11 protein-coding genes are annotated in these 17,034 nt (G+C 67.7%); 3 read left to right on the top strand and 8 right to left on the bottom strand.

The annotated features are described in order from the left end of the window. Positions 1-142: 142 nt before the first annotated feature. On the top strand, positions 143-2,323 hold the full coding sequence (locus ACF8ME_RS20990) for a TonB-dependent receptor domain-containing protein (RefSeq protein WP_289240924.1): 2,181 nt from the start codon (positions 143-145) through the stop codon (positions 2,321-2,323). Here ACF8ME_RS20990 and ACF8ME_RS20995 read toward each other — a convergent pair. The 3 genes from ACF8ME_RS20995 to gabT form a co-directional block, all read right to left on the bottom strand. Next, positions 2,311-3,288 (bottom strand): ketopantoate reductase family protein, encoded by a 978-nt coding sequence (locus tag ACF8ME_RS20995; RefSeq protein ID WP_392418065.1) that lies wholly within the window; start codon positions 3,286-3,288, stop codon positions 2,311-2,313. The genes ACF8ME_RS20990 and ACF8ME_RS20995 overlap by 13 nt on opposite strands. A gap of 105 nt (positions 3,289-3,393) precedes the next feature. Continuing rightward, entirely contained in the window at positions 3,394-4,851 is a 1,458-nt protein-coding gene (locus ACF8ME_RS21000) for an NAD-dependent succinate-semialdehyde dehydrogenase (protein ID WP_392418067.1), read from the bottom strand. A 31-nt stretch (positions 4,852-4,882) separates the two neighbouring features. Beyond that, a complete protein-coding gene (gene gabT, locus ACF8ME_RS21005; protein ID WP_392418069.1) occupies positions 4,883-6,211 on the bottom strand; it encodes a 4-aminobutyrate--2-oxoglutarate transaminase in 1,329 nt (442 codons plus the stop codon). Between the two features lie 156 nt (positions 6,212-6,367). Here gabT and ACF8ME_RS21010 point away from each other — a divergent pair, with 156 nt between their 5' ends. Together ACF8ME_RS21010 and ACF8ME_RS21015 are read left to right on the top strand one after the other, a co-directional pair. Next, positions 6,368-7,876 carry a PLP-dependent aminotransferase family protein gene (locus ACF8ME_RS21010; RefSeq protein WP_046985635.1) on the top strand — a complete coding sequence of 503 codons (1,509 nt, stop codon included), beginning with the start codon at positions 6,368-6,370 and terminating at the stop codon, positions 7,874-7,876. Positions 7,877-7,954: 78 nt separating this feature from the next. After that, the gene (locus tag ACF8ME_RS21015; RefSeq protein WP_016447586.1) at positions 7,955-8,461 is read left to right on the top strand and encodes a GNAT family N-acetyltransferase; all 507 of its coding nucleotides are present in this window, start codon (positions 7,955-7,957) and stop codon (positions 8,459-8,461) included. A 114-nt stretch (positions 8,462-8,575) separates the two neighbouring features. On the opposite strand, the gene ACF8ME_RS21020 is transcribed toward ACF8ME_RS21015, so the two are convergent. The 5 genes from ACF8ME_RS21020 to ACF8ME_RS21040 all read right to left on the bottom strand — a co-directional run bounded on the left by ACF8ME_RS21020 (position 8,576) and on the right by ACF8ME_RS21040 (position 16,919). Further along, on the bottom strand, positions 8,576-9,055 hold the full coding sequence (locus ACF8ME_RS21020; RefSeq protein WP_310041236.1) for a CYTH domain-containing protein: 480 nt from the start codon (positions 9,053-9,055) through the stop codon (positions 8,576-8,578). Between the two features lie 151 nt (positions 9,056-9,206). After that, positions 9,207-11,642, bottom strand: a complete 2,436-nt coding sequence (rpoD, locus tag ACF8ME_RS21025) for an RNA polymerase sigma factor RpoD (protein WP_016447584.1) — start codon at positions 11,640-11,642, stop codon at positions 9,207-9,209. 260 nt (positions 11,643-11,902) lie between these two features. Beyond that, positions 11,903-13,939 (bottom strand): DNA primase, encoded by a 2,037-nt coding sequence (dnaG, locus tag ACF8ME_RS21030; protein WP_392418071.1) that lies wholly within the window; start codon positions 13,937-13,939, stop codon positions 11,903-11,905. A gap of 41 nt (positions 13,940-13,980) precedes the next feature. Continuing rightward, a complete protein-coding gene (locus ACF8ME_RS21035; protein WP_310041244.1) occupies positions 13,981-16,197 on the bottom strand; it encodes a HAMP domain-containing sensor histidine kinase in 2,217 nt (738 codons plus the stop codon). Beyond that, positions 16,194-16,919: a response regulator transcription factor gene (locus ACF8ME_RS21040; protein ID WP_392418073.1), complete on the bottom strand. Its 726-nt coding sequence runs from the start codon at positions 16,917-16,919 to the stop codon at positions 16,194-16,196. Before ACF8ME_RS21040 ends, ACF8ME_RS21035 begins: the two co-directional genes overlap by 4 nt. Positions 16,920-17,034 lie beyond the last annotated feature (115 nt).

Below are 17,034 nucleotides of genomic sequence, written 5' to 3' on the forward strand. Positions count from 1 at the left end.
ATCCTATTGTGATCATGAGAATGGAAATGATTCTCAATGTTCATATAATTTCGTTACATATCCCCATCCCATCGCATAACCAAAGATTTCAAAGCGAGTTGCACGGGCCTCACAGCCCGTTTTCCGTTTCTGGAGTGTTTGCATGTCGTATCGCGATCTGCGCGGCGTTCTTCCGTCGCGTCCTTCCCCTCTGGCCCTCCTGGTGGCCGCCATCTGTGCTTCGGGTGCCGCATCGGCACAGACCCCATCGCAAAGCAATGCGGCTGCCACCACCGAGTTGCGCGAAGTCGTGGTCTCTGCCTCGGGCTTCGAGCAGGACATCAAGGAGGCGCCGGCCTCCATCACCGTCATCCCGCGCGAGGAACTGGCCAAGGGCCGCTTCGGCAGCCTGACCGACGCGCTGGAGAGCGTGGAAGGCATCGACGTAGGCGCCCCCGCGGGCAAGACCGGCGGCCTGAACATCAGCATCCGTGGCATGCCCAGCGACTACACGCTGGTGCTGATCGACGGGCGCCGCCAGAATTCGGCCGGCAATGTCACGCCCAACGGCTTTGGCGAGACGCAGACCAGCTTCATGCCGCCCATCGGCGCCATCGAGCGCATCGAGGTCATCCGCGGCCCCATGTCCACGCTCTACGGCTCCGACGCCATGGGCGGCGTGATCAACATCATCACGCGCAAGGTCGGCAAGACCTGGACGGGCAGCGTCAGCGCCGACTACACGCTGCAGCAAGAGTCGGAGTTCGGTGATATCAAGTCCGGCAAGTTCTACCTGAGCGGCCCCATCAAGGAGGACCTGCTGGGCCTGTCGATCCGCGGCAGCACCCAGCGCCGGGCCGCTTCGGATATCACCTATGCGGGCGCCAACGGCCAGCCAGCCGTTCCCATCATGGGCGGCAACCCCGTCAAGTCCGAGATCAACAACCTGGGCCTGCGCCTGGCGCTCACGCCCAACAGGTACCACGACATCACGCTGGACCTGGACTCGGGCCGCCAGACCTATGACAACTCGCAGGGCCAGTTGGGCACGCTGGGCACGGGAGGCTACAGCCCCGAGCAGAAATACAACCGTGACCAGCTCACGCTGGCCCATACCGGTCGCTACGGCTTCGGAACCTGGGACACCAGCTTCATGGTCAACCGGACCGAGACCATCGGCCGGACCATTCCCCGGGGAACCCCGGGCGCGACGCCAGGTGCCGCGCGCACGCTGGAGGTGGAAAGCAAGGTGCTGGACAGCAAGCTGGTCCTGCCCTGGGGTGCCCACCTGACCACGCTGGGCGGCCAGTGGTGGGATGCCGAGATGAAGGACGGCGTGGCGCCGAACAAGTTCGCCTTCACGCAGAAGGCCCTGTTTGCCGAGGACGAATGGAGCCTGACCGACGCCTTCAAGCTCACCATGGGCGCGCGCTATGACCGCCACAGCCTCTTCGGCGGCAAGCTCAGCCCGCGCATCTACGGCGTGTGGAATGCCGCGCCGCAGTGGACCGTGAAGGGCGGCGTCAGCAACGGCTACAAGACGCCGCGCGTGGAGCAGCTGGCGCCCGGCATCAACGGCTTCGGCCAGCAGGGCCGCCTGCCGCTGGTGGGCAGCCCCAACCTCAAGCCCGAAACCAGCCGCACCACCGAACTGGGCGTCTATTTCGACAGCCCCACGGGCTTTGCGGGCAGCGCCACGGTGTTCAACAACGAGTTCAAGGACAAGATCACCAGCGGCCCGGGCCTGATCAACTGCGACTTTGCGGCAGCGCCCAACCGCCCCGGCTGCGTGAGCTTCGGCGACTGGCCGCTGGTGGATGCCTTCGGCCAGTCCATCAACGTGGACGAGGCCGTCACGCGCGGCTTGGAGCTGAGTGCGCGCATGCCGCTGGCGCGCGGCTGGAACGCCAGCGCCAACTACACCTTCACCAAGAGCGAGCAAAAGAGCGGCCCCAACCGTGGCAACCCACTGAGCGACACACCCAGGCACGCGCTCAACGCCCGCCTGAACTGGGAGCCGGGTGCCCAGTGGAACCTGTGGCTGCGCGCCGAGTACCGCAGCGAGCGCTACCGTGACCCCGGCACCAGCGCCAGCTCCCAGGCCGCCAAGGCCGCGCTGGGCAACTACAAGGCCTATACCCAGTTCCACCTGGGCGGCAGCTACCGCGTGAGCAAGCAGTTCACCATCAACGCGGCCATCTACAACCTGTTCAACAAGGATTTCGTGGACTACCAGCCCTACAACGTACCGGGCCAGGTCCAGGGCACCGTGATCTTTGGCAACCGCTACGCGAACAACCAGGAAGGCCGCCGCCTGTGGGTGTCTGCCAACTACGAGTTCTGAGGCGGGTTCAGGGGCGCCTGGCTGGCCTGCACGCGTGAAGGGGCCAGCCTGACCAGCACCTGCAGCGTGCGGTTCAGCGGCACGGGCACGCCCAGGGCCTCGCCGCGCCGCACCACGTAGCCGTTGAGGTGATCGATTTCGCTGGGCTTGCCCAGCGCCAGGTCCTGGGCGGTGGATGAGAACTGGCCCGGCATGGTGGCCGGCAGGCCGCGCACGGCAGCGGGCACGTCGCCGGGCAGGGCCACGCCGTCGGCCCTGGCCACGGCCAGGCATTCGGCCACCACGTCGTCCACCACGTCCGTCACGCCGGGCGACTGCACCAGCGGGCCGTAGGGCAGCTGGCACAGCGCCGACAGCGCGTTGTAGGCGCAGTTGATCACCAGCTTGGCCCACAGCGCGCCGCGCACGTCGGGCGATACCTGCACGGCAATGCCTGCCTTGCCAAACTGCAGGGCCACCTGTTCACTGAGTGTGGACGGCGCAATGACCAGCTCGCCGCGGCCGAAATGGCGCACATGGCCGGGGCCGGCCATGGCCGTGGCCACGTAGACCACGGCGGCGGCCACGGCCACGGACGGGCCCAGCACGGCGCGCACGCGCTCGTCGTTGTCCACGCCGTTTTGCATGGTCAGCACCAGGGTGCCCGGCGCCAGGTGCGGCTGCATCTCGCGGGCCGCTTCCTCGGTGGCCGTGGACTTGACGCAGAACATCACCACATCGGCCTCGCGCACGGCGCTGGCCTCGGTCGATGCCTGCATGGGCACCTGGATGTCCAGTGCCGCCGTCTCCAGCCGCAGGCCATGCTGCTGCACGGCCTGCACATGGGCGGGGCGGCCGATCAGCGTGACCTGGTGGCCGGCGCGCGCCAGCAGTGCGCCGAAATAGCAGCCCACGGCGCCTGCGCCCATGACGGCGATGCGCAGCGGTTCGGAAGGAGAGGGGAGGCGGGCGGAAGAAGCGTCCATGGTGCAGATCGGATGGGCCTTTGATGGCGCCCAGTCTAGCCAGGCTGCCGTCGAAGGCCCATGCCGTCTTCCCTGCCGGGTGCCATTGCGGACGTCAGGCAGCCCTCATGCCGTCTGCAGGCACAGGTACTTGGTCTCCAGGTATTCCTCGATGCCGTGGCGCGAGCCCTCGCGGCCCAGGCCGGACTGCTTGACGCCGCCGAAGGGCGCGACCTCGTTGGAGATCAGGCCGGTGTTGATGCCCACCATGCCGTACTCCAGCGCGCGCGACACGCGCCAGATGCGGCGGTTGTCGTTGGTGAACAGATAGGCGGCCAGGCCGTAGATGGTGTCGTTGGCGCGGCGCACCACCTCGTCCTCGTCATGGAAGCGGAACAGCGGCGCCAGCGGGCCGAAGGTCTCTTCCTCGCAGACTTGCATGCTGTCGTTCACATCGACCAGCAGCGTGGGCTCGAAGAACAGCTGGCCCGGCACCGGGCGCCTGCCGCCCGCCAGCAGGCGCGCGCCCTTGGACAGCGCATCGGCCACATGGCTTTCCACCTTCTGCACGGCCGCCTCGTTGATCAGCGGGCCATGGGTCACGCCGGGCTCCAGCCCATTGCCGACCTTGAAGCCCGCCATGGCACGGGCCAGGCGGCGGGCCAGTTCGTCGTGGATGCCGTCCTGCACATAGATGCGGTTGGCGCACACGCAGGTCTGGCCCGCGTTGCGGAACTTGGAGGCCACGATGCCGGCCACGGCCTGGTCGATGTCGGCATCGTCAAACACGATCAACGGTGCATTGCCGCCCAGCTCCAGCGACAGCTTCTTGACCGTGTCGCTGCACTGGCGCATCAGCAGCCGCCCGGTGGCCGTGGAGCCCGTGAAGCTGAGCTTGCGCACCACGGGGCTTTGCGTCAGCGCCTTGCCGATGTCCTGCGGATGGCCGGTCAGCACCTGGAAGACGCCGGCGGGAATGCCGGCCTCCTCGGCCAGCACGGCCAGGGCCAGGGCCGTGAAGGGCGTGCTTTCGGCCGGCTTGACCAGCATGGCGCAGCCGGCGGCCAGCGCCGGGCCGGCCTTGCGCGTGATCATGGCGGCCGGGAAATTCCAGGGCGTGATGGCGGCGCACACGCCAATGGGCTCGCGCAGCGTGAGCAGCTGCTGGCCTGCGTTGGGCGACTGCAGCAGCTCGCCGTCCACGCGCTTGCCTTCCTCGGCAAACCATTCGATGAAGGAGGCCGCATAGGCGATCTCGCCGCGCGCCTCGGCCAGGGGCTTGCCCTGCTCCAGCGTCATCAGCCGCGCCAGATCGTCCTGGTGCGCCAGCATCAGGTCGAACCAGCGGCGCAGGATGCCGGCGCGCTGCTTGCCCGTCAGCGCGGCCCAGGCGGGCAGGGCGCGCTGTGCGGCGGCAATGGCGGCCTCGGCCTCGCCGGCCTGCAGGGCGGGTACCTGGCCCAGGCGTTCGCCGGTGGCGGGATTGAAGACATCGATGGCGGGGCCGGAGCCCACGGGGTGCCAGCCCTGGGCAAGCAGGCAGGCCTGGCGGAAAAGATCGGGGCGTTGCAGTGAAAGACTCATGGTGCGGGAAGGCTCAGGCTGTGGAATGGATTCAGGCCGCGACCGGCTGGGGCGCGGTCTGGGTGATGGCGTTGGCGATGATGTCCAGCGCCTTGCCGAACAGCGGCTCTGGAATCGTCAGCGGATAGAGGAAGCGGATGGCGTTGCCGTACAGGCCGCAGGTCAGCAGCAGCAGGCCTTGCTGCTGCGCACGCTGGACGATGGCGGCCACGCGCTGCGCGTCCGGCGCACCGCTGCCGGGAATGTGGAATTCCACGGCCAGCATCGAGCCCAGGCCGCGCACTTCGGCGATGCCGGCATCCTGCGTCTGCAATGCCTGCAGGCGCGAGCGCAGCTGGCTGCCCAGTGCCAGGGCCCGCTCGCACAGGCGCTCTTCATCGATCACATCGAGCACGGCATGGGCAGAGGCCACGGCCAGCGGGTTGGCGGCGTAGGTGCCGCCCAGGCCGCCGGGATGGGGTGCGTCCATGATGGCCGCGCGGCCGACCACGCCCGAGATCGGCAGGCCGCCGCCCAGGCTCTTGGCCATGGTGATCAGGTCGGGCCGCACGCTGTAGTGCTCCATGGCAAACAGCTTGCCCGTGCGTGCAAAGCCGGTCTGCACCTCGTCGGCGATCAGCAGCATGCCGTGCTGGTCGCACAGCTGGCGCAGGCCCGTGAACAGCGCGGCAGGCACGGGGTTGAAGCCGCCTTCGCCCTGTACGGGCTCCACGATGATGGCTGCCACGCGCTGCGGGTCCACCGAGGTCTTGAGCAGCATGGCAATGGCGTCCAGCGACTGCTGCACGCTGATGCCCTGCACATCGCTGGGAAAGGGCGCGTGGAAGACTTCGCCCGGCATGGGGCCGAAGCCCTGCTTGTAGGGCGCCACCTTGCCCGTCAGCGCCATGCCCAGCTGGGTGCGGCCGTGGAAGGCGCCCTGGAAGGCGATCACGGCCGAGCGGCCCGTGGCATGGCGGGCGATCTTGACGGCGTTTTCCACCGCCTCGGCGCCCGTGGTGAAGAAGGCGGTCTTGGCCGGGCCGTCGATGGGCGCCAGTGCATTGATGCGCTCGGCCAGCGCAATCGCGCTTTCATAGGGAACGATCTGGAAGGCCGTGTGCGTGAAGCACTCCAGCTGGCGCTGCACGACCTGCACCACGCGCGGATGGCGGTGGCCCGTGTTGAGCACGGCAATGCCGGCCGCGAAGTCGATGTACTGGCGGCCCTCGGCATCGGTCAGCAAGGCGTTGTCGGCCTGCACGGCGTGGAAGCCGCACATCACGCCCACGCCGCGCGGCATGGCGGCGGTGCGCCGGCTCTGGAGTTGCTGGTTGACGGACGAGGCTCTGGTGGTGTCGTTGGTGGCGGCGCTGGACATGGGAAGGTCTCCGTTGAGGTGGCTGCAATGCTTACGGTTATAGTGGCGATTGGTTCCATGAATGGAGCCATCTTTTGAAAAGATGATGGTGCCAATCGAGTTCGCCACCATCGCTTCCACAAGGCAGGCAACGCAGGCAACGCAGGCAAGGCAGACATGGCAAAACCTTCCGTGTGCGCGGACCTCATCCTCCAGATGGACTGGCGCGGGCTGGGCGGGGACCGCGTCCGCCTGAACCGGGCCCTGTACCTGGCGCTGCGCCAGGCCGTGGACAGCGGGGCCCTGTTGCCGGGCAGCCGCCTGCCGGCCTCGCGCGACCTGGCCCGCGAGCTGGATGTGTCGCGCAACACCGTCAACCATGCCTATGAGCAGCTGCAGGTGGAGGGCTATGTGCGCAGCCAGGTCGGGCGTGGCACGCAGGTGGTCGACACCCTGCCTGCGGCCATGCTGCTGAGCGGCGGACGTGCACCCGCCCGCCGCGCTGCCGCCGCAGCGCCTGCGCCTGGCGGCGGCCTGTCCGTGCAGGCACAGGCCTTGCTGAAAACCGCCCAGGCTTCGGAGCAGCAATGGGGCGCCTTCATGCCTGGCGTGCCCGACGTGACGCAGTTCCCGCGCGCCGCCTACGCGCGCATCCACAACCGCCTGCTGCGACACGCCGGGCCGCAGCTGCTCACCTATGGCACGCGCGGCGGCGTGGAGGCGCTCAAGCAGGCGCTGGCCGAGCACCTGCGCGTGGCGCGCTCGGTGAACTGCGCGCCCGACCAGGTGCTGATCACAGAAGGCGTGCACCAGGCCATCGACCTGGTGGTGCGCAGCCTTGCCGACCCTGGCGACTGCGTCTGGATGGAGGAGCCGGGCTACTGGGGCATCGCCAACGTGTTGCGCATGCAGCACGGGCTGAGCCTGCACAGCGTGCCAGTGGACGAGGAGGGCATGCATCTGCCGGACGGCCTGCCCGTGCCGCGGCTGATCTTCGTCACTCCCTCGCACCAGTACCCGCTGGGCGCCGTCATGAGCATGGCGCGGCGCCGCGCGCTGATCGCCTACGCGCGCCGGGTGGGTGCCTGGATCGTCGAGGACGACTACGACAGCGAATTCCGGTTCTCCGGCAGCCCCGTGCCCAGCATGCAGGGCATGGAGGAGGACGCGCCCGTCATCTACATAGGCACCTTCAGCAAGACCCTCTACCCGGGACTGCGCATGGGCTACATGGTGCTGCCCCCGACCCTGGCCGAGCCGCTGCGCCGCATCCATTCCGAGCTGTACCGAGAGGGTCACCAGCTGCCGCAGCAGGTCATCGCCGAACTGATCGTGGAAGGCCACTACGCCGCCCACATCCGCAAGATGCGCCTGCTCTACGGCAAGCGCCGCCGCATGCTGATGGCCTTGATCGAGCGCTATCTGGGCGCCGACCACCTGCCCTGGGTGGACAGCGGCGCAGGGCTGCATTTCGTGATGCAGCTGCCCGGGCAGGACGATGATGTCGTGCTCGCCGAGGACCTCCGGCAGGCCGGCATCTTCGTCAAGCCGCTGTCGCGCTACTACGCGGGTCCGCACCGGCGGCGTGGCCTGCTGCTGGGGTACGCCTGCGTTTCCGAGGAAGAGATAGGCGCAGCCTTCTTCCGCATGCTGGCAGTGCTCGGAGCCCGGCATGGCCGGCGCTGAGGCCCGGGCCGGACCATCCGGCCGGGCACCGCCTTGGCTCCCGATGCCAACCCTTTTTTGTCTGCCTAAGGACGCACCATGATCTCCATCCGCCCCGTTGAACCCCATGAATGGCCGCAGTACCGGGATATCCGCCTGCGTGCCCTGCGCGATGCGCCCGACGCCTTCGGCAGCACCTGGGAGTCGGAGGCCGCAAGGGTTGACGCGGACTGGGCTGCGCGGCTGCAGGCCGCCGTTGCCGGCGGCAGGGACAGGGTGCTCTTCGCCGTCAACGGCGGCCAGGCCTGCGGCCTGCTCTGGTGCAAGCTGTGTGCCCCCGAGCCCGGCGTGGCCGATCTCTTCCAGATGTGGGTCGATCCCGCCGTGCGTGGCCGGGGTGCGGGCCAGGCCCTGCTGGCCCAGGCCGTCGCCTGGGCCTGGCACAAGGGCATGCAGCGTGTGCGGCTGGGTGTGACCGATGCCGACTCTCCCGCCATGCGCCTGTACCTGGCGAACGGCTTCCGGCCTGTGGGCGGGCTGCAGCCGCTGCGCGAGGGCTGCGAACTGCGCGTGCAGACGATGGCCCTGGACCGGGCCGGCGGCTGAACCGCTGCACAGCGCAGGAAGTTCCGGCAGTCAGTCCCTGCGGCCTCTGTCGCCCCCTGGTGGCCCCCGTGTAGCCCCCCCGTAGCCCCGGGGCGTCCACAAGGCCGTCCTGCATCAGCCCGGCAGCACGGCCGGTGAAGGCACCTGCCGGGTCTTGGCCAGTTGCGCGTTGCTGTAGCGAAGATCAGCGGTGACCTCCGCTCCCAGCCAGGCGGGCGAGGGCGGCTGGATATCCTCGCTGGCCAGTTCGATCTCGGCCGTGACCAGCCCGGCCAGCGGGCCTTCGAATACATCGACCTCGAAGTCGAAGCCGTCCACCGTCACGATGTAGCGCACCTTTTCGAGTGCGCCATGCGCGCAGTGCTGGGCCAGCAGCGTCTCGGCGTCGGCCAGCGGAATCCGGTATTCGAATTCGGCGCGGCTCATGCCGCGTGCCGGCCCCTTGAGCGTGAGAAATCCGGTGTCCCCGGCGATGCGCACCCGCACCCACATGCCGTTGTCGGCGATGTATCCCTGCGCCATGCGCACGCCGGTCAGGCCGGTCACGACGCCGGGGTCGGCCACAAGGTATTTGCGTTCGATTTCGATAGCCATGCTGATGCCCTTGCAGACAAAGGCGGCAGTCTATCGCGCCACCATCGCCCTGCCCGGCAGATGGCCGGCCACAAACAAAAAGCCCCGCAGGGGAGTGCGGGGCTTTCCAGGGGGGCGGTTGCCGGCCCGGGGGGGCGGCATCCACAGCGCCTTACAGCGAGTCGATGAAGCTGCGCAGCTTGTCCGAGCGGCTCGGATGCTTGAGCTTGCGCAGGGCCTTGGCCTCGATCTGGCGGATGCGTTCGCGCGTGACGTCGAACTGCTTGCCCACTTCTTCCAGCGTGTGGTCGGTGGACATTTCGATGCCGAAGCGCATGCGCAGCACCTTGGCTTCGCGCGGGGTCAGGCCGTCGAGGATGTCCTTGACCACGTCGCGCAGGCCGGCCTGCATGGCGGCGTCCACGGGAGCGGTGTTGTTGGTGTCCTCGATGAAGTCGCCCAGGTGCGAATCGTCGTCGTCGCCGATCGGCGTTTCCATGGAGATCGGCTCCTTGGCGATCTTCATGATCTTGCGGATCTTGTCTTCCGGGATCTCCATCTTGGCCGCCAGGATGGACGCATCGGGCTCGAAGCCGAACTCCTGCAGATGCTGGCGCGAGATGCGGTTCATCTTGTTGATGGTCTCGATCATGTGCACCGGGATGCGGATGGTGCGCGCCTGGTCGGCGATCGAGCGCGTGATGGCCTGGCGGATCCACCACGTGGCATAGGTCGAGAACTTGTAGCCGCGACGGTATTCGAACTTGTCCACGGCCTTCATCAGGCCGATGTTGCCTTCCTGGATCAGGTCCAGGAACTGCAGGCCGCGGTTCGTGTACTTCTTGGCGATGGAGATCACCAGGCGCAGGTTGGCCTCGATCATCTCCTTCTTGGCGTCACGGCTGGCGCGCTCGCCGTCGTTCATGCGCTTGTTGATGCGCTTGAGCTCGTCCAGCGGCACGACCACGCGCGATTGCAGGTCGATCAGGTTCTGCTGCAGTTCCTGCACGGGCGGGACATTGCGCTCCAGCACGCTGCTCCAGGGCTTGCCGGCCGCGACCTGCTCCACCACCCACTGCAGGTTCAGCAGGTTGGGCGGGAACTGGGCGATGAAGGTTTCCTGCGGCATGCCGCACTTGTCCACGATGATCTTGCGCAGCTCGCGTTCCTTCTTGCGCACGTCATCGACCTGGGCACGCACGAGGTCGCACAGCTTCTCGATGGTCTTGGCCGTGAAGCGGATGGTCATCAGCTCTTCGGTCAGGGCCTTCTGCACCTTGATGTACGTGGGCGTGCCGTAGCCTTCCTTGTCGTACACCTTGTGCATCTTGTCGAAGTTCTCGCGCATGGCGTCGAAGCGGCGCAGCGCCTCATTCTTGAGTTCTTCGAGCTTCTTGGTCAGTGCCTTGGAGCCGCCCTTGCCGTCGTCGTCGTCCTCTTCGTCGTATTCGTCGAAGTCTTCTTCGGCCACGTAGTCGTCGTTCTCATTGGCGTTGACGAAACCGTCGACGATGGTGGAGATGACGACCTTGCCTTCGCGGATTTCCTCGGACATGGCCAGGATTTCGGCGATGGTGGCGGGCGAGGCCGAGATGGCCTCCATCATGTCCATCAGGCCGCCTTCGATGCGCTTGGCGATTTCGATCTCGCCTTCGCGCGTCAGCAGCTCCACCGTGCCCATTTCGCGCATGTACATGCGCACGGGGTCGGTGGTGCGGCCGAATTCGGAGTCCACCGTGGACAGGGCGGCTTCGGCCTCTTCCTCGGCTTCCTCTTCGGTGGTGGCGGACTGGCCCGTGTTGTTCAGCAGCAGGGTTTCCGCGTCGGGGGTCTGCTCGTAGACGGCCACGCCCATGTCGTTGAGCATGGAGATCACGACTTCCAGCGTCTCGGCATCGACCAGCTTGTCGGGCAGGTGGTCGTTGATTTCGCTGTGCGTCAGGTAGCCGCGCGTCTTGCCCAGCTTGATCAGCGCCTTCAGGCGCTGGCGGCGGGTGGACATTTCCTCTTCGGTCAGGACGGTTTCGTCCAGGCCGAATTCCTTCATCAAGGCACGTTCCTTGGCCTTGCTGATCTTCATGCGCAGGGGCTTGACCTTTTCAGCCGGGGCCGAGGAGGCCTCGACCTCGACTTCCACTTCGGTCTCGACTTCGCCTTCCACTTCGCCATCGATGTCGCCATCGATGTCCGACAGGTCGGCGTCGTCCATGTCGTCGCCCGCTTCCTTGGCCTTGGGCTTGCGGCCGCGCTTGGCGGGAGTCTTGGCTGCAGCGGTGGAGGTGGCGGCCTTGGCCGGCGCCTTCTTGGCGGCAGCAGGCTTCTTTTCTGTCTGGGCGGGGGCGTCGTCGCCTTCGGCTGCCTTCTTGCGGCCACGCTTGGGCGTCGCGGCGGCGAGCAGTTCGTCGGCCATGGCTTTGAGTTCGGCTTGGGACTTGGTTACCACGTCGGTATCTTTCTTTGCTTTGGCCGCAGATGCGGCGCTCTTCGGTCCTGCAGCGGCTTTGCCGGCACCGGCCTTGACGGCCGGGGCTGAAGAGGTTGTCGAAGTCTTGGGCTTCGCTGGAGCTTCGGGGGCCTGCTTGGACTTCACGGACTTTGAAACGGGCATGAGCACCTCACGGTCGGGAGCGAACACACACAAAGGGAAACTCAAACAAGCGCCGCCTAAGCGCGCGCGGACGGACTAGGCCCGCCAGGGAAGCGTACATATTCCAGGCAAGATGTCTGGGCGATCATTTGGTGTGCAGTCCTTGCGGGAAATTGGGCCGTGCAGTTGCTGCAATCACGTGAGTTCGTCACGGGGCCCGGTCCGGAGGTGCTGCTGTCGCTCTTGCCGATAGCCCCCAATTATATCTGCTTACCTCGATTTCAAGAGGAAGTGCGCATCTGGTTTTCCAGGGCCTGCTGTCGGGCAAAGAGATCGCGATAGCGCTGGGCGGCGCTGGGGTCCCGTGCCATGTCGCGCAAGGCTTCGTCGATCTGGGCCTTGATGTGGACGATGACCATGCGATTGAGGACATCACGCAACTCACGGCGCAGCTCGGGCAGTTCGCCCTCGGGGTGCGCGTGGGGGCCGCTCATGAGCCTGTCTGCCAGCGTTTCGTGAGGCAGGCCGCGCAGTTGTTCGCGCAGCACGGCAAAGGGCCGGGCACCGGATTCCTGGAACTGTGCCTCCATCCAGCGGAACATGGCGCCATGTTCGCCTGAGCAGTGCGCCAGTGCCTCGAAGTCCTCGTGGGTGAGTTCTTCCATGAATTCCATGTGCGCCATGAGCAGGCGTGCCGCCTGGTCGGTGCGTGTGGCTGGCGCGCCACGCGGGCCCATGGGGGACGGGTTGAAGTCGGCCCGGCCATTCTTGTCCCAGGGTTTGCGCGGCCAGGGCTTTTTGCCGCCGCGCCCGGGCTCGCCGCTGCGCCAGCCGCCCGCGCCGCTTCCATGGCCGCCACGCTCGTGCCAGCCCGAAGGCGCGCCGTATTCGACAGGCTGGCCCCAGTCGGGCGCGGCCGGTGCATGGCCGGCCTGCTGGCCCGGATGGGAAGCACCGCCGGCCATGGAGCCCCGCGCCGGGCCGCTGCGAGCGGCTTCCTGCGACCACAGGTCGGAGAGGTCGCGCGCATCGAGCTGCACGAGTTCGGCGATCTCGCCCAGCAGCTGGCGCTTGAGCGCGCCGTCGGGCAGTGCCGTCCACAGCGGGCGGGCATTGCTGGCCATGTGGGCGCGGCCTTCGGCCTGGCCCAGGTCGCAGCCTTCGCTGGCCGCTTCGATGAGAAAGCGGCTCAACGGCAGCGCGTCGCCCACGTAGCGGGCAAAGGCTTCGCTGCCGTATTCGCGGATGAAGCTGTCCGGGTCGTGTTCGGCGGGCAGGAAGAGGAATTTGACGCTGCGCGTGTCGCTGGCATAGGGCAGGGCCGCATCGAGCGCTTTGCGCGCGGCGCGCCGACCCGCCGCGTCTCCGTCGAAGCTGAAGACGACGGCTTCGGTAAATCGAAACAGTTTGTGAATATGGTCGGGCGTGCAGGCCGTGCCCAGCGTGGCGACGGCGTTGGCAAAGCCCAGCTGGGCCAGGGCCACCACGTCCATATAGCCTTCGGTGACCAGCGCATAGCCCATGTCGCGCAGGGCGGTGCGGGCCTCGAAGAGGCCGTAGAGCTCGCGCCCCTTGTGAAAGACCGGGGTTTCGGGCGAATTCAGGTATTTGGGCTTCTCGTCGCCGAAGACGCGGCCGCCGAAGCCGATGCACTCGCCCTTGACGTTGCGGATGGGAAACATCAGCCGGTCGCGGAAGCGGTCGTAGCGCTTGTCGTCGCCCTCGCCAACGATGACCAGGCCCGATTCTTCGAGCTGCGGATCGTCGTACTGCGGGAACACGCTGGCCAGCGACCGCCAGCCCGCAGGCGCGTAGCCCAGGCCGAAGCGCTTGGCGGTCTCGCCCGAGACGCCGCGGCGCTTGAGGTAGTCGATGGCCTGGGGGGAGGCCTTCAGGTGCTTGCGGAAAGATTCACCGGCCTTTTCCAGCACGTCGGTGAGGGTGGCCTGTTTCTGCTTCTGGGCGGCCTGGCGCTCGCGCTCGGCCGGGCTGATGTCGTCCTGCGGCACCTGCAGGCCGACCTGGCCGGCAAGATCCTGAACCGCCTCAACGAAGCCCATGCCGGCATGGTCCATCAGAAAACCGATGGCGTTGCCGTTCTTGCCGCAGCCGAAGCAGTGATAGAACTGCTTGCTGGGGCTGACGGTGAAGGAAGGCGACTTCTCGCTGTGGAAAGGGCACAGGCCCATGAAGTTGGCGCCGCCCTTCCTGAGCTGTACGTAACGGCCCACGATGTCGACCACGTCGACGCGCGCGAGCAACTCCTGGATGAACGATTGGGGAATGGACACCCGCGTATTGTGCCTTCGCGGGGCCATCCGGCCGTGCCCCGGGGGCACTGGCCGGCAGCGCCCGGCCCTCAGCCCAGGCGCTGGAAGGTCAGCGTGAAGGCCACGCCATCGCGCGTGTTGTGGGCCCTGATCGTGCCGCCCATCTTGGCCATGTAGGTCCTGGCCACGAACAGGCCCTGTCCCCGGTGCTCGGCGCCGCTGGCGGCAGAAGGCTCCTGGGGCGCGGACACCCCCAGCTCGAAGATGCGCTCCAGCAGGTCCTCCGCAATGGTGGCGCCCTGGTTGTGCAGCGTGGCGCTGGCGGTGGACTCGGAGGCCGACAGCGACAGCGTGATGGCCGTGCCGGCCGGACGGTAGCTGTCGGCATTGCGCAGGATGTGGGTGACCACGTCCTCCAGGGCAAATTCGTCGGCGCGCACGATCACGGCGCCGGCGGCTCCCGCGCTCCCGCTCTTGTTCCCACCTTCGTAGACCACATCGGCAATGCCCGCATAGTGCGCGTTGGCTGCCACGTGGCTGAGGAAGGCGTCCAGGTCCAGCCGGCCCTCCGGCACGGTGGCGGCCTGCAGCGCCTCGGCCGGCGATGCCGTGCCGTAGAGCACATGCACGGCCTGCTGCATGCGCTGCACATAGCGGTGGCCGGGGTCGTCGGGGCCGTACAGCACCATCAGCGATTGCAGGGGCGACATGATTTCGTGGCCCACGGCATGCCACATGTCGCGTTCCTGCTGGGCGCGCAGCTGCTCGCGCTGCAGGTCGTCCTTCACGCGCTGCAGCAGGTCGGCCAGGCCGCCGGCCAGAATGCCCAGCTCGTCGGAACCACGCAGGTCCGACACTTCGAGGTCGCCCAGGCGTGGGCCGACATGGCCGTCCTGCACGTTGTACGACACGGCGGCGGCGCGCCGGGTGAGGGCGGTCACGCGGCGGATCAGCCCCAGCTCGACGATCAGCCAGGCCAGCGCAATGGCGGCCAGCATGGCGCCCAGGTACCAGGACAGGCGCGTGGCCACGGCGGCCAGGCCCTGCTCCACATCGCGCGGGTGGCCGGTGAAGCTGACGGTGTAGTTGCCCGTGGGCGTGTCCAGAATGTCCTGGCCCGTGGGCACTGCCGGGGTCATGGTGGCGGCGGAGACGCCGGCCGCATGCAGCGGCAGCCAGCTGATCAGGCGCAGCAGCCAGGGCGCCGACGGCGCGGCCTGCACATCCACGCCCTTGAGGGTGATGGTGCTGGCCTCGTCGGCACCCACCTTGCGGATCTGCACGCGCTCGCCGGGCAGCAGGCTGCGCGAGATGTCGTTGAGCGAGGCCGCAAGCTGCGCTCCCGGCGCATTGCTGTCGAACAGCGGCGGCTCCGTGTCCCCGGGGGCCAGCATTTCCACGCGCACACGCATGCTGCCCAGGTCTTCGGGCGGCCAGACGGGGCGCACGTCCCTGCGGAACAGGGCCTCGCGGAACAGCTCGACCGGCAGGCGGATGGAGTAGTGCGTGCGGCGCAGGCAATCGGCTGCAGGGGGCGTCTTGTCATTGCCCGCATGGCCCTGCACGCCAGGCGGCAGGTCGCGGCAATGGCCGTTCTGCCAGAGCCAGCCACGGAAATCGCGCACGGGCCGCGCGCGGGCGTCAAGCTGGGGCGTGCCGTTGTCCACAAAGCCGGTGAGCCGGCCGTGCTCGCCGTTGCCGGCCCTGTTGCCCTGCTGCGGCATGGCCTCATAGGGGGCGATCCAGCGGTAGGTGCTGCCGCGCATGTCCAGCGTGATGCGGGCGCGGTGCGCCTGGGCGGGCTCGCGCGAGCCGCGCTCGCGCGGTGTCAGCTCGCCTGCGAAGAAGCTGCCCACCAGATAGATGAAGCCGCCTGCGTAGGGATTGTTGCCGATGGCCGCGCACAGCGAGGCGCCATCGGGATACTGCACCGAGCAGCCGGCCATCTCCACGGCCTGCTGGGACTTTTGCGGATCGTCGAAGTCGATGGCCGCGTAGGGCAGCAGCAGCGGCGCCAGCGGTGTCACGCCCTGGCCCAGGTGTCCGGCATTGAGCAGGGCCAAGCGTCCCGAAGGATGGCGCAGCCGCGCCATGACCTCGGCCTGGCTGCGCACAAAGCCGTGCTGGTAGGCCTGCCAGGCGCGTTCCTTCTCATCCTTGAGCACCACCACGCTCAGCGCCACCGTGGCCACGGCCAGCAGCACGAACACGCCGCGCAGCAGAATGCGCTGGCGGAAGGCGGCCAGGCCCAGGCGCGGCACTTCCAGCCGGGGCAGCTCCAGTTTGGGGTTGAGCAGGCGCTTCATGCGCGGGCGGCGGCGCCGGCCTGGCCCACCCAGCGAAAGCCGCGCATGGGCACGTTCTCTATGCCTTCGAAGCCCGGGTCCACCTCGCGCAGGGCCTCGCGGATGGTGCTGACGTGCTTGCGCACGTTGTCGCGGTTGCGGCCGCTTTTGACCACCTCGAACAGCTCGTCGTAGGACACCACTTCGCCGCTGCGCTGGTGCAGCGTGGCCAGGATGCGCTGGGCCGTCAGCGGCAGGTTGATGCGCTCGCCGCGCCAGGTGGGCGTGCGCTGCCACAGCGGGTCCAGCACCAGGGCATCGCCTGCGGGCGCTGCGGCGGCCTGCGCGGCCAATGGCGCCGCGCGCTGCGTGGTGCGCAGGATGTCGAGGAAAGTCTCGATGAAGTCCGCCTCCTCGAAGGTGGTCTTTTGCAGGTAGTCCCAGGCGTCCAGCGCTTTCATGATGCTGCGGTAGATGGCGGCCGGCATGGCCGACACCACCAGCACCGGCGTGCCCTGGCCCAGCTTGTTGATGGCGTTGATCAGGGCCACGCCGGCATGGCGCTCGCGGCCCAGCTCGATGTCCAGCACCACGGCGTCGTAGTGTTCGCGGGCCAGGGCGGCCTCGGCCTCGTCGCGCGTGAACCACTGGTCGATCACGATGCCGCTGCGCGCACTGCGTATCCATCCCGCCAACTGGTTGCTGGTGGGCAGGTCGTCTTCGATCACGGCGATACGGGTCATGGGGCTGTGCAGGGGTGGGGTCGGGGGAGGCCGCCGTGGCGGTGTTCGCGGGATTATCTCGGCCCTGCGCCGGCCCGGGTGTGAGTTTTTCTTCCGGGGCCGGAGCGTTTGCGCT

The organism is Delftia sp. WSY_7 (genome assembly GCF_043104845.1).
Lineage (GTDB): Bacteria > Pseudomonadota > Gammaproteobacteria > Burkholderiales > Burkholderiaceae_C > Comamonas > Comamonas tsuruhatensis.